12 protein-coding genes are annotated in these 13,251 nt (G+C 70.6%); 1 reads left to right on the forward strand and 11 read right to left on the reverse strand.

What is annotated here, in order from left to right:
- The first annotated feature begins 93 nt into the window (after positions 1-93).
- Positions 94-1,146: a LacI family DNA-binding transcriptional regulator gene (locus ASG80_RS18825; protein WP_056733591.1), complete on the forward strand. Its 1,053-nt coding sequence runs from the start codon at positions 94-96 to the stop codon at positions 1,144-1,146.
- 54 nt (positions 1,147-1,200) lie between these two features.
- Here the strand turns inward: ASG80_RS18825 and ASG80_RS18830 are convergent, their stop codons facing one another.
- From ASG80_RS18830 to ASG80_RS18880, 11 genes are all read right to left on the reverse strand, one after another.
- Positions 1,201-3,330 carry an acyl-CoA dehydrogenase gene (locus tag ASG80_RS18830; protein WP_056733593.1) on the reverse strand — a complete coding sequence of 710 codons (2,130 nt, stop codon included), beginning with the start codon at positions 3,328-3,330 and terminating at the stop codon, positions 1,201-1,203.
- A 206-nt stretch (positions 3,331-3,536) separates the two neighbouring features.
- On the reverse strand, positions 3,537-3,938 hold the full coding sequence (locus ASG80_RS18835; protein WP_156401952.1) for a hypothetical protein: 402 nt from the start codon (positions 3,936-3,938) through the stop codon (positions 3,537-3,539).
- 51 nt (positions 3,939-3,989) lie between these two features.
- Positions 3,990-4,409 (reverse strand): hypothetical protein, encoded by a 420-nt coding sequence (locus ASG80_RS18840; protein WP_056733597.1) that lies wholly within the window; start codon positions 4,407-4,409, stop codon positions 3,990-3,992.
- A gap of 132 nt (positions 4,410-4,541) precedes the next feature.
- Positions 4,542-6,371, reverse strand: coding sequence for a glycoside hydrolase family 3 protein (locus ASG80_RS18845; protein ID WP_056733599.1), 1,830 nt, complete (start codon positions 6,369-6,371; stop codon positions 4,542-4,544).
- Between the two features lie 112 nt (positions 6,372-6,483).
- Positions 6,484-7,314: an ABC transporter permease gene (locus tag ASG80_RS18850; protein WP_056733601.1), complete on the reverse strand. Its 831-nt coding sequence runs from the start codon at positions 7,312-7,314 to the stop codon at positions 6,484-6,486.
- Positions 7,311-8,351 (reverse strand): ATP-binding cassette domain-containing protein, encoded by a 1,041-nt coding sequence (locus tag ASG80_RS18855; RefSeq protein ID WP_056733604.1) that lies wholly within the window; start codon positions 8,349-8,351, stop codon positions 7,311-7,313. Before ASG80_RS18855 ends, ASG80_RS18850 begins: the two co-directional genes overlap by 4 nt.
- A 152-nt stretch (positions 8,352-8,503) precedes the next feature.
- Positions 8,504-9,178 carry a PadR family transcriptional regulator gene (locus ASG80_RS18860; protein ID WP_056733605.1) on the reverse strand — a complete coding sequence of 225 codons (675 nt, stop codon included), beginning with the start codon at positions 9,176-9,178 and terminating at the stop codon, positions 8,504-8,506.
- 103 nt (positions 9,179-9,281) lie between these two features.
- Positions 9,282-9,713, reverse strand: a complete 432-nt coding sequence (locus ASG80_RS18865) for a hypothetical protein (RefSeq protein ID WP_056733607.1) — start codon at positions 9,711-9,713, stop codon at positions 9,282-9,284.
- Between the two features lie 119 nt (positions 9,714-9,832).
- Positions 9,833-11,860 (reverse strand): DNA helicase RecQ, encoded by a 2,028-nt coding sequence (gene recQ, locus ASG80_RS18870; RefSeq protein ID WP_056733609.1) that lies wholly within the window; start codon positions 11,858-11,860, stop codon positions 9,833-9,835.
- A gap of 45 nt (positions 11,861-11,905) precedes the next feature.
- Entirely contained in the window at positions 11,906-12,559 is a 654-nt protein-coding gene (locus ASG80_RS18875; protein WP_056733610.1) for a copper resistance protein CopC, read from the reverse strand.
- The gene (locus ASG80_RS18880; protein ID WP_056733612.1) at positions 12,559-13,242 is read right to left on the reverse strand and encodes a YcnI family protein; all 684 of its coding nucleotides are present in this window, start codon (positions 13,240-13,242) and stop codon (positions 12,559-12,561) included. The genes ASG80_RS18875 and ASG80_RS18880 overlap by 1 nt, the downstream gene beginning before the upstream one ends.
- Between the last annotated feature and the right edge of the window lie 9 nt (positions 13,243-13,251).

Below are 13,251 nucleotides of genomic sequence, written 5' to 3' on the forward strand. Positions count from 1 at the left end.
ACATCGTCTTGTCAAGCACCAATTCGGCTTTGTGACGAACTCGCGACCACGCGGTGTAGAAAGATGCCTGCAACGGACCGGGAGAGGACTGGGATGACCATCAACGCGCACACGCCCGAACCGGGGGCGGGCGACGCGGTGCCGGCGAAGGCGGCCACCATCTATGACGTCGCGCAGGCCGCAGGGGTCTCCCACCAGACGGTCAGTCGCTTCCTGAAGGGCTTCCAGGGCATCCGGCCCGAGACCCGCGAGAAGGTCGTGCGCGCACTCGACGAGCTGGGGTATCGGCCGAACCTCACCGCCCGCAGCCTGAAATCGGGACGGTCCCACCGGATCGGCGCGCTCACGCACGAGATCTCGAAGGTCGGCCCGAGCCGCGTCGCGGAGGGAGCGAGCGCAGCCGCCCGGGAGGCAGGCTACGTGCTCGATCTCGTGTCGCTCGACGTGGCGAACCCGCGCGCGATCGAGGAGTCGCTGGAGCTCATCACCCAGCACGACCTCGCCGGCGTGCTCGCCCTCTCCTCCACCGATGAGATGACCCGCGCCTTCGAGACGACGGAGTTCCGGGTGCCGGTGTACATCGACGTCGAGGTCGACGACACGGTCAGCAGTCACCCGTCGGACCTCACGACCGTGGGCATGCCCGCGCTCGTCGCCCACCTGGCCGACCTCGGCCACCGAGCACTCGTGCACATCGCCGGCCCTGCCACCTGGTCGGCTGCCCGCAACCGGATCCTGGCCTACGAGACCGCCGTCATCGGTCAGGGACTCCGTTCGATCGGGATCCTGCCGGGAGACTGGTCGGCGAGGTCGGGATACGAGGCCGTCGTCGCGCTGCCCCGCCTTCCCGACGCGACGGCGTTCGTCGCCGCGAACGATCAGATGGCACTCGGGGCCATGCTCGCCCTGAAGGAGCGCGGCTGTCGCATCCCCGATGACGTCAGCGTCGTCGGCATCGACGACATCCCCGAGTCCGCGTACTTCGATCCGCCACTGACGACGTTGCACATCGACTTCGAGGCCGCGGGTCGCCTGTCGGTGCACAAGCTGCTCGCGGAGATCGAGGGCACCGAGGTCCCTCAGATGGTCGTTCCACCGCCGCAGCTGGTCGTCCGTCGCTCGTCGGGCGCCGCCCCGAGTCGGTGATCGACGCACGAAGGCCGGGCCCCTCCCGGGGCCCGGCCTTCGTGCGAGCGGATGCTACTTCTTCGACTTCTCGGGAGCGGGGAGCGTGCCGGCTGCGCGCTGCGCGGCGTAGTACGCGCGCGCCTCATCCTGCCGCTCCTGCTCGACGCCCGTGGCGATCTTCGCCCGGAGGTGCTCGGGGCGGTACCCGAAGGCGTCGACGAGGTCTTGTGCGTGCGGGCGCAGGCGTTCGATGAGCCGGTCGATGTACGCCGTCACCGCCTGGGCGCGCTGCGGCGAGAGGCGGCCGTGAATGAGGTACCACGCGAGGTGCTTCTCGATGAGGCCGAGGCCGAACAGGTCGCGCACCCACGTGAGCACCTGCTTCGTGCCCAGGTCGGTGGTCTGCGCGAGTCCCCGGGTGAACGCCTCCCACTGCAGCAGCTCGGCGTGCGCACGCGCGGCCTCGATGAGCTCGTTCTGGTTGCGGTTGAACGCGGCCGCGGCATCCGCCTTCGGCAGCTTGCGCGCGTCGCGCAGGCGGCCGGCGATCTCGGCGATCATCGTCTCGACGCGGTCGGTGAGGATCTGGCGCTGGGAGTTCTCGTCACGGAGCTCGGAGACCGAGCGGGCCGTCGAGCCGAAGTCTGCGATCGTCTGGGCGAGGCGGCGCAGGCCCGTGCCGTGGTAGGCCCGGTCGGCCGTCTGCTGCACGACGTAGCGGGCCATCGCGCCGGCGTCGGCATTCGCGAACTGCTTCGAGAAGTCGGTGAGCAGGCGCTTCGCGACGAGCTGGAGCAGCACGTTGTTGTCGCCCTCGAAGGTCACGTAGACGTCGAGGTCCTGGCGCAGGCCCACGATGCGGTTCTCGGCCAGGAAGCCGGCGCCGCCCGTCGCCTCGCGCGCCTCCTGGAGCGTCTCGAGCGCGTGCCAGGTCGACAGCGGCTTCAGGGCCGCCGCGATGGTCTCCAGGTCCTGGCGGTCGTCGTCGGTGTCGGCCTTGCCCGAGAACACCGCGTCGAACTTCACGAGGAACTCGTCGTGCGCGAAGACCTGCGCGTACGTGGTGGCGAGCTTCGGGATGAGGCGGCGCTGGTGGCGCTGGTAGTCGAGCAGCACCTCTTCCTCGGTGTCGCTCGCGGCGTTGAACTGGCGGCGCTGGTTGCCGTATGTGATCGCGATCGTGAGTCCCATCGCCGCGGCGCTCGTGGCGGCGCCGTCGAGCGAGACGCGACCCTGCACGAGCGTGCCGAGCATCGTGAAGAAGCGGCGGCCGGGGCTCGCGATCGGGCTCGAGTAGGTGCCGTCCTCGGCGACGGAGCCGTAGCGGTTGAGCAGGTTCTCGCGCGGCACCCGCACGTTCGTGAAGTGCAGGCGACCGTTGTCGATGCCGTTGAGCCCGCCCTTCAGGCCGTCGTCCTCGCCGCCGATCCCCTCGAGGAACCCGCCCTTCGCGTTGCGGAGGGGCACGTAGAACGCGTGCACGCCGTGGTTGACGCCCTTGGTAGTGAGCTGCGCGAACACGACGGCGGCGGTCCCGTGCACCGCCGCATTGCCGAGGTAGTCCTTCCAGGCACCGCGGAACGGCGTGTCGATGACGAACTGCTGCTTCGCCTCGTCGTACGTGGCCGTCGTGCCGATGGCCGCGACATCCGACCCGTGACCCGTCTCGGTCATCGCGAAGGCGCCCGGCACCTTCATTGACATGATGTCGGGCAGGAACGTGCGGTGGTGGGACTCGGTGCCGAGGTGCAGCACGGCGGCCCCGAAGAGGCCCCACTGCACGCCCGACTTGATCTGCAGGCTCGGATCGGCGAGCACGAGCTCTTCGAACGCCGCGATGTTGCCGCCGTGGTCGTCGTCGCCGCCGAGCTCCTTCGGGAACGCCTTGAGCACGGCGCCCTGCGCGGCGAGGGTCTTCAGCTGCCAGAGCACTCGTTCGCGGTGCTCCTCCATGCTCTGGCCCTCGATGCGCTGCAGGTCGGGCTGGGCGGCGCGCTCGCGCGCGACGATGCGGATGTCGGCCCACGTGCCGAGCAGCTGCCGGCCGAGCCGCTCCACGTCGACGCGCGGCGACGACGGCTGCGCGTCGGCGCGAGGGGCGGGGACGGGCGCCGCGACCTCGTCTCGGGCGGGCTTCGGGGGCGCGGTGGCGGGTCGCCCGCCGGTGGTCGTCGGGGTGGTGCGGGATGCCGTGTCAACCATCGTCGGTTCTCGTCCTTCGTGTGCGGCGGTCTGGCTCATTCCACGGTAGGACGGCACGGCGACGACTCGGAAACGAGGCGTTCGCGGCCTACAAACGGCTCGCGTGACGTCTCGCAGAGGACTGTCGAGACCCTACAAACACGGGTTCGTCGCGCGATGCAGTGTCCACAAGCGGATGCCGCGGCATCCGCTCGCCCGCGAGGCGCTCATTCGCGGAAGTAGGCGCTCGCGCCTCTCGTCCAGAGCAGGATGAGCACGATCGCGGCGAGCGCGATGCTGAAGTACTCGCCGATGGCGCCGGCCGGGTAGGCGATGGCGAGGAACACCGACCCGATGATCGAGAGCATCTGGAAGATCGTGATGACGATGCGCGAGGCGTTGTTGCCGCGCAGCAGGCCGACGGCGACGACGATCACCACCACGCCGATCAGGATCGTGAGCAACGCCGAGGCGATCAGCTGGCTCGCTCCGCCGAACTGCTCGACGGTCGCGTCGACGCTCGTCTGGAACAGCAGCACGGTGCCGCTGATGATGTCGAGCAGACCCGAGATCCACGTGAGCACCGCGACGAGGGTCACACCCCCGGGTCGAGCGACGGAATTCGACATGACCACTCCCCCACCTCGGCGCCGCCCGCACGCGGCGCGCCTGCTGCGATGCTACTGCGCGGCGACCTCGCTGGCGCGGAAGTACGCGCTCGCCGGGCGCGTCCAGAGCAGGATCAGCACGACCGCCGAGACCAGCACGCTCGCCCACTCGCCGATCGGGTTGCCCATGTAGGCGACGGCGAGGAACAGTGAGTGGATGAGCGACAGCGCCTGCAGCACCGAGACGATCATGCGGGCGACCCAACGGCCCAGCCAGATGCCGAACGAGAGGGCCACCACGACCACGCCGAGGAGCATCGAGCCGATCGCGGAGGCCAGCGCCCCGCCCGACCCCCCGAACGCCGCGTTCACCTCGGGATTGCCCGCATCGAACATGAGGAGGAGACCCGTGATGATGTCGACGACGCCCGAGAGGAACGCCAGTACCGCCACGATCGCGACCGTGATCGGTCGAGCCCCTGCTTCAGCCATGATGCGCCCCCCATTCGCCTTCGCCACGCCCTCGCGACGACCCCGTTGGGCCGATGCTAGCGCGGCGACGGATGCCACGGCCAGAGCGCGCGGCATCCGTCGCCGAGTGGAGGCGGGCTGGTGAGCCGCCGCTCAGCCGGCGAAGCGCAGGCCGTGCCCGAACCGGAACAGCGGGTCGGCGGTGTCGAACGGCACGTCGGGGAGGCTCGCCTCGACGGCGGCCATGCTCGACGGAAGGTCGAACGGCAGCGACCCCTCGGGCCGGGCATCGCCGACGAGCACGTCGAGGAGCGCCCGCGCGTTCGCACCGTAGTTCGCCACGATCGCCGCGACCTCGCCCGCGATCGGCGTGAGGATCGCGGGACGGTCGAGGAACACGTCGACGACGGTGGGCACGGATGCCGCGACCTCGCGCACGTGGGCGACGGTCTCGTCGGGGAACTCGAGTGAGCCCGCGTGGAAGAAGTTCTCGAACATCGTGGCGCGCTGCTCATAGGGCGCGTGCAGGCGCAGGATCGCGACGTCGGCGGCATCGGGGGTGTCGACGACGTCCCCGTACTCGGCGGCGACGTCGGGCGCGATGCCCTCGACGTACAGGCGGAGACCTCGGGCGAGGGGAAGGGTCGGCACCGCGGGGCCCGCGGCATCCGCTCGCTCGGTGTTCGTGAGCACGGTGATCGACGCGCGCTGCGCCGCCTCGCCGGCCGCGACGAACTCGGCAGCGCCGACGATCCGCTCGGCCGCCTCGACGTCGACGAAGGTGCGGTCGAAGAGGCCGAGCGTGAACTTCTCACGCAGGAGGCGGCGCGCCGAGACGTCGAGGCGCTCCTCGATCACGTCGCCGGCGCGCACGAGCTCGACGAGCAGGTCGGGGATCGCCTCGCCGCCGAACTGGTCGGCGCCGGCCTCGAGCACCTTCAGCATGCGCTCGCGGGTCGACAGGTGCTCGACCCCCCACGCACGGGCGGGGAATGGCTGGCCCATGATCTCGGCGTCGGTGAGCAGGCCCCAGTCGGTGCAGACGATGCCGTCGAAGCCGTACCGCTCGCGAAGGAGCCCGGTGATGACCGACTTGTTGAAGCCGAACCCGACCTCCTCGTACTCGGTGCCGACCGGCATGCCGTAGTACGGCATGATCTGGCTGGTGCCCGCCTCGAACGCCGCCTCGAAGGGCTTCAGGTGCAGCTCGAACTGGCCGCCGGGGTAGACCTGCTCGCGGCCGTAGGCGAAGTGCGGGTCCTCGCCGTCCTTCTGGGGGCCGCCGCCCGGGAAGTGCTTGGTCATCGTGGCGACCGAGTCGGGGCCGAGCGCGGCCCCCTGGAAGCCGCGGATGTAGGCGGCGCCCATGCGGCTCGACAGGTCGGGATCCTCGCCGAAGGTGGCGACCTGGCGCGACCACCGCGGCTCGGTCGCGAGGTCGACCTGCGGGTGCAGGGCGACGCGGATGCCGACCGCGGTGTACTCCTGGCGGGCGATGTCGCCGAAGCGCTCCATGGTCGCCTCGTGGCCGATCGCGGCGAGGCCGATCGCCTCTGGCCACACCGAGAAGGGCCCTGCCATGAGCGAGGCGAGCGGGTTGTCGCTGAACGAGTGCCGAGGGTCGGTCGAGATCGTCACCGGGATGCCGAGCCTGGTCGATGCGGCGAGCTCCTGCAGCCGGTTGTGCCACTCGGCCATCTGGCGGCCGGTGGGTGCGGCGCCGAGCACGTTGAAATGCGTCATGCCGCGCCCGATCACGTACTCCTCGGTCGCCGGCAGGCCGAAGGTCGGGTCCTCCCCGGCGAGCTCGCCGCCCTCGCCGACGGTGATCATGGTCTGGAAGAGGAGGCCGGCCTTCTCCTCGAGCGTCATCTGCGAGAGGAGGATCTCGACGCGCTCCTCGACGGGCAGGCTCGCGTCACGATAGCGGTCGTCGACGGGGGCGACGGATGCCTCGGCATCCCTGTTCAGCTGATCGGTCATGCCAGCACTCCTTCATGCTCGGGTCGGGCCGCGTCGCGGCATCCCCTCCATCATAAACCGACTATTGTTCGGGATTCGACCCCCCGCCGCCGATCGAGTGCCGGCCGAAGCGTCACGCGCTGCGCTGGTACACGCGGAACGCCCGCGTCGCGACCCACGCCAGCACGGCGGTGAACGCCGCGAGCAGACCGAGGTGGCCCCAGACGCTCGCCCAATCGGGACTCGCCGACAGCGCCTCGCGGCCCGCCACGACGGCCCACTCGAACGGATTGAACGCCGCGACCTTCGCCACCCAGTCAGCCGACAGGCTGGTGTCCATGAGGGCCGAGCTCAGGAACATGAGCGGGATCGTGATGAGCTGCGAGATGCCGATCAGCACGTTCTGGTTGCGGGCGAGCAGCGCAGCCGCGTTCGAGAGCGCCGAGAACGACGCCGTGAGGAGCATCGCCGCGAGCAGCAGGATGAGGATGCCGGCGACGCCGCCCTCGAACCGCGCCCCGCCGAGCCACGCGACACCGAGCACGACGAGCGACTGCACGAGCGTGAGCACCGCCTGGTACACGAGCGTCGACACCATCATGGCGCCGCGACTCGTCGGCGAGGTGAGGAAGCGGTCCATGACCCCGCGATCCATGTCCTGGATGTAGCTCGTGCCCGCCCACGCGCTGCCGAAGAGCGCCATCATCATGACGATGCCGGGGGTGAGGAATTCGAGGTAGCTGTCGCCGCCCTCGAAGCCCGGGATCTCGACCACCGACTTGAAGAGCTGCCCGAACAGCAGCAACCAGATGAGCGGCTGCACGAGGCTCATGACGACGAACGCAGGGACGCGCACCACCGCCCTGAGGTGGCGCAGGGTGAGGTACGCCGTGTGGCGGATGATGTTCGGGCGCGCGAATCCACGCTCGGCGGCACGGTCGATCGGCTGGGTGATCGTGGTCATGATGCGACCTCCTCGAGGTCCTCGTCGGCATCGGCGTGCTCGCGAGTCGAGCGGGCGTGCGCCGAGGCGAAGGTGCGTCCGGTGTGGGCGAGGTAGACGTCGTCGAGGCTGGGCCTCGCGACGGTGGCGGATGCCACGGCGAGCCCCTCCGCGTCGAGCGCGCCGAGCACGACCGGCAGGGCGGCGCCGCCCTCGTCGGCGCGGGCTCGCACCGTGCGTCCCTCGGCGGCGACGTCGCGGAGCACGCCGACTCGCGCGATCGCGGCGAGCACGTCGGGAACGACGGATGCCTCGTGCACCTCGATGACGACGGCGTCACCGCGCAGGTCGCTCTTCAGCTCCTCGGGGGTGCCCTCGGTGACGATGCGGCCGGCATCGACGATCGCGAGCCGGTTCGCAAGCCGGTCGGCCTCATCGAGGTAGTGCGTCGTGAGCAGCACGGTCATGCGCTCCTCACGGGACATCCGCTCGATCTCGGCCCACATCTCGGCGCGCGCCTCGGGGTCGAGCCCCGTCGTGGGCTCGTCGAGGAACAGCACCTCAGGCTGGTGCATGAGGCCGATCGCCACGTCGAGCTTGCGTGCCATGCCGCCCGAGTAGGTCTTCACCTGGCGGCGGGAGGCGGAGGTGAGCGCGAACCGGTCGAGCAACTCCCCGGCCCGAGCGCGTGCCACGCGCGTCGGCATCCCGTGCAGCTGGCCGGCGAGCACCAGGTTCTCGAGGCCCGTGTCCATCGGGTCGGACACCTGCTTCTGGGCCACGAATCCGATCACGCTCCGCACCCGCTCGGGGTGACGGCGCACGTCGATGCCGGCGACGGACGCGTCGCCCGAGTCGGCACGCGACAGCGTCGAGAGGATCTTGACCGTGGTGGACTTGCCCGCGCCGTTCGGCCCGAGCAGGCCGAAGACGGTGCCCGTCTCGGCGTGGAAGGTGAGCCCGTCGAGAGCTCGAAGGGCGGGCGCTCCGCGCCCCTGCGAATAGGTCTTGACGAGATCGACGGCCGCGAGGGCCATCCCGTCGGGTGATGCAGCCATGAGGCTCCTCCTCAGTGGGGAGCCGTCCGATCGTGAGGTGCGGCCGATACAATGGCGGCACGCACTGGGATGGATTCGATTCACGTTGAACGACTCGGTTGCGAGATGGCTCGGGTGTTGCCGCATCCGGGCCATCGGTCTGTGTTCGGTGATCAGCTGTCTGGGGCGGCGGCTCCTTCCGGGAAGTACGTGGCGATCTGAGCCTGGATCTCCTCGATCGACGCACCCTCGGCGATCATGCGGTGCAGGTCGGCCCACGCCCCGAGCTCGACGACGGCGCCCGACTCGAGTCGGCCGAGGAGCGCGACGACGTGGTCGCGCTCGGCGGTGATCATGGCGACTCGGTAGTGGAATTCGAGCAGGAAGAGCTCAGGGAGCCCCATTCGTGCGGTTCGCTCGGCGATCTCGGCGCGCTCGGCCAGCTCGGCGTCGAGCCGCTCGACGCGCTGCCCGAGCAGGGCGATCGCTTCATCGGGCGGCAGCAGGGGGAGCAGCGAGAGCCCGGTTTCGAACGCGGGGTACTCCTTGACCGGGGTGCCGATGAGCTCCCGCATCCACTCCTGCGACTCGACGCGCCCCGCTTCGGTGATGGCGTAGACGATGCGCTCGGGCCGGTTGCCCTCGCGCTCGACCCGAGCCTCCTCGATGAGCCCGTGCTTCTCGAGCGACTTGATGACGGCGTAGAGCGATCCGAAGTTCAGGCGGATGCTGTCTTCCTTGCCGCGCTCGCGCAGCGTGGTGGTCATCTCGTAGGGGTACATCGGGCGTTCCCAGAGGCACGACAGCACTGCGAGGGCGAGCGGGTTGCTCACGGGTCGCTTCGACATACTCACCTCCGTATACTTTGTTCAGAGTATTCGGAAGCGAGTGCTCTGTCAAGAGTAAGTGGATGCCTCGCGCTCAGCCCCCGTGTTGCCCGATCGGCGCGGATCAGCTCGTCGGCTCGTCGGGCGCGAGCCCCTTGAAGTAGCGCGTGGCCTCGCCCGTCCAGAGCAGCATCAGGATCGCGAGCGCGACGAGGGCGCTCACGATCTCGGTCGCCAGCGTCGAGGGCTGGGCGATGCCGATCCAGATCGAGCCCGCCAGTGAGATCACCTGGACGACCGTCGCTGCGATGCGCGAGATGGCATTGCCGCGCAGCAGCCCGTAGGCGATGACCAGCATGATGATGCCGATGGCGATCTCCACGATCGCGAGGGTCGTGGCCAGCGCGGCGCCACCGAAGGCGTCGGCCACCTCCGGGGTGGACTGCGTCGCGAGCAGCGCGATGCCGCCGATGATGTCGAAGGCCCCGGAGACGATCGCGAGCGCGGCCACGATCGTGACGCCGAGCGGACGCTTGGGGCCGAACTGGTCTGACATGGCGCTCCCTGGTCGAAGGCGACGAATGCCGCGGACGCGGCCCGCTTGCCGCGATCCTAGCGTCACCGGACGGCGAGCGGTCGGCGGCGCGACGCGTGCGCGCCGGGCGTCGGGGCGTGCTACGCCGCCGCGACGACGGCGAGCAGGGCCTCGCCGTAGGCCTCGCGCTTCTTCGCCCCGATGCCGCTGATGCCGTCGAGATCGTCGAGGCTGGCGGGACGCGCGACCGCGACCGCTCGGAGGGTGGCGTCGCCGAACACGATGTACGCGGGCACGCCCTGGTCGCGCGCCTCGCCCGCGCGCCACGCGCGGAGCGCTTCGAAGAGCTCGGCCTGGGCCGGTTCGAGGTCGGCCGCGGCGGGCGCGGCCTTCGGCCCGCGCGACCGCACCGGCCGGTCAGGCTCGGTGCGGAGCATGACGCTGCGGGCGCCCGAGAGCACGTCGGATGCGGCATCCGTGATCGTGAGCGTGCCGTACTCGCCGTGGGTGGCGAGCAGGCCCTGCGCGAGCAGCTGCCGCACCACGCCGCGCCATTGCTGCTCGCCGAGGTCGGCGCCGATCGACCACGTCGCGAGGGCGTCGTGGCCGTACTGGCGCACCCGCGGCGTCTCCTTGCCGCGGAGGATGTCGATGAGGTGCCCGGCGCCGAACTTCTGCCGGCGCTCGCGCTGCAGTCGGACGATCGTGGACATGAGCTTCTGCGCGGGAACCGTGCCGTCCCACGCGGCGGGCGGCTCGAGGCAGGTGTCGCAGTTGCCGCACGGCTCGCTGGTCTCGCCGAAGTAGGCCAGCAGGTTCTGGCGACGGCACTGCACGGTCTCGCAGAGGGCCAGCATCGCGTCGAGGTGCTGCGACAAGCGGCGACGGTGCGCCAGGTCGCCCGGGCTCTCGTCGATCATGCGTCGCTGCTGCACCACGTCTTGCAGGCCGTAGGCCAGCCACGCCGTGGCGGGCGCAGCGTCGCGCCCCGCACGACCCGTCTCCTGGTAGTAGCCCTCGACCGACTTCGGCAGGTCGACGTGGGCAACGAAGCGCACGTCGGGCTTGTCGATGCCCATGCCGAAGGCGATCGTCGCGACGACCACCACGCCGTCTTCGCGCAGGAACCGCTCCTGCGTGCGGCGGCGGGTCGCCGCGTCGAGGCCGGCGTGATACGGCAGCGCGTTCACCCCGTTCGCGGCGAGGAATCCGGCGATCTTCTCGGTGCTGGCGCGCGAGAGGGCGTAGACGATGCCCGAGACCGGGGTGCCCGTGGCGGTCGTGCCCTCGCTGCGCACGAAGTCGAGCAGCTGCGCTCGCACCTCGAGCTTCGGGGCGATGCGGTACTGGATGTTGGGGCGGTCGAAGCTCGAGACGAAATGCCTCGCGCCGTCGAGCGAGAGCCGCGACGTGATCTCACGATGCGTCGCCTCGGTCGCCGTGGCGGTGAGGGCGATGCGCGGCACGTCGGGCCAGCGCTCGGCGAGCTCGGAGAGGGCGAGGTAGTCGGGCCGGAAGTCGTGGCCCCACTGGGCGACGCAGTGCGCCTCGTCGATCGCGAAGAGCGCGATGCGACCGCCCTCGAGGAACCGCTTCGTCTGCTCGGAGTTCAGTCGCTCGGGCGCGATGTACAGCAGGTCGAGCTCGCCCGCGAGGTACGCGCGTTCGACGTCGGCGCGCTCGGCCGGATGCTGGCTGGAGTTGAGATATGCGGCGCGCACGCCGTTGCGCACGAGCGCGTCGACCTGGTCGTGCATGAGCGCGATGAGCGGGGAGACCACGATGCCCGTGCCCTCGCGCAGCAGCGCCGGGATCTGATAGCAGAGGCTCTTGCCGCCGCCGGTCGGCATCAGCACGACCGCATCGCCGCCCGCGGCGACCTGGGCGATGATCTCGGCCTGCTCGCCGCGGAAGGCGTCGTAGCCGAAGACGGTGTGCAGCGCCTCGGCGGCCTTCGCGAAGCGCGGCGGCGCGGCCCGGATGACGCGGGGCGATGCGCTCGACGGGGCGGGGCGAGTCACGCGCGCCGACGTGGCCCCCGCCGACTCTCCGGTCGGTACCCACCCGTCGTCGAGCGGCGGCGCCCACTCGTCGTCTGGCGGCGGGAGCACCTCATCGGGATCCCACGGGACCTCCTCGGTGCCATGGGGTTCCGGGTTCCAGCTCACCCGTCGAGTGTAACGAGCACCCCCGACGGGTGAGCCGGTTCATCCTCAGGTTCGGCGCCGCATCAGGAGCCACGTGCCGAGCGCAGCGACCGCGGCGAGGAGCACGCCGCCCACGATCCACAGCGCGTCGAGCGAAGCGCTGCCCGACGAGGCATCCGCCGGCTCCTCGGTCGCCTCGTCGGTCGGCTCCTCGGTGGCCGCACCCGGCGTGCTCACCGCGACGTCGCCGCCGCACGCGCCCGGCTCGGCCGACCCCTCGCCGAGGGCGACGCCCTCGGCCGGCTGCCAGTCGAACGACCACGTACCCGAGACCGGATGCCCGTCGGTCGACACGACCCTCCACGTCACGGTGTACACGCCCGGCGTGCCGAGCTCCGCGACCGTCTGGGCCGACACCCCGACCACCTCGGTGCATCCGTCGCCGTAGTACAGGCCGTCAGGACCCTGCACCTGGATCACGGCGCCGCCCTCGACGTCGAGCAGCTCCTCGTTGGTCTCGAGCGAGATGACGCCCGGCTGCTCGGTCACCACCTCACCGTCGGCGGGGGACGACGCGACGAGGTAGTTGTGCGCCGATGCCGGTATGGCCGGCAGGGCCACGAGTGCCGCGGATGCCACGACGAGCAGCGCGAGGGCGCCGACGCGCGCGCGGCTGTTCGTTCGGCGGGTGCGGTGGGTGCGGTGCGGGCGGGCAACCATCAGGCGTCCGATCGTGAGCGCCGCGCGGCGAGCGCCAGCGTGACGCCGACCACGCCGACGATGAGCCCGCCGATACCGAGCACGCGGGCCACGACGTCGGCGGATCCGGATGCGGCATCCGATGCCTCGGCCGTCGCCTCGTCGTGCTCGGCTTGATCGTCGGTCGCGGCGCCGTGGCCGTGCTCGTCGCCGGTGGCCTCGGTGACGACGATGATGGGTGCCGCATTCTCGGGCTCGTCTTCACCCTCCTCGGCGAGCTGGTTCCAGTTCGTCTCACCCACCTCGCAGGTCTGGCGCACAGGGAAGGCGAGCGTCTCGCCCGCCGCGTCTTCGGGGAGGGGCAGCGAGAGCTCGACGGTGTCGCGGAACCCGTCCTCGACCGGAGTGATCGCGGTGTAGACGACCTGCGAGGTGCGGTCGCCGTCCGCGACCTTCTCGATGGTCCAGTTCGAGTTGAGCGTCGGTGAGACGCTCTCGATCGACTCGGGGATGTCGAACGTGAGAGCGGTCGTCGGTGAACCTTCGCAGCCGTGGCTGAACGCGAAGGTGAGCACCGTGTAGCCGCCGGCGGCGGTGCCGCTCGGGGTCACGGTGACGTGCGCGCTCGCGGCCAGCGGTACGGCGGCGAGGGCGAGGACGGCGCCTCCGGCGAGGCCGGCGGCGGAGAGGCGTGCGATACGCATGATGAATGG

The sequence above is a fragment of the Agromyces sp. Soil535 genome, assembly GCF_001428255.1.
In the GTDB taxonomy this organism is placed as follows: domain Bacteria; phylum Actinomycetota; class Actinomycetes; order Actinomycetales; family Microbacteriaceae; genus Agromyces.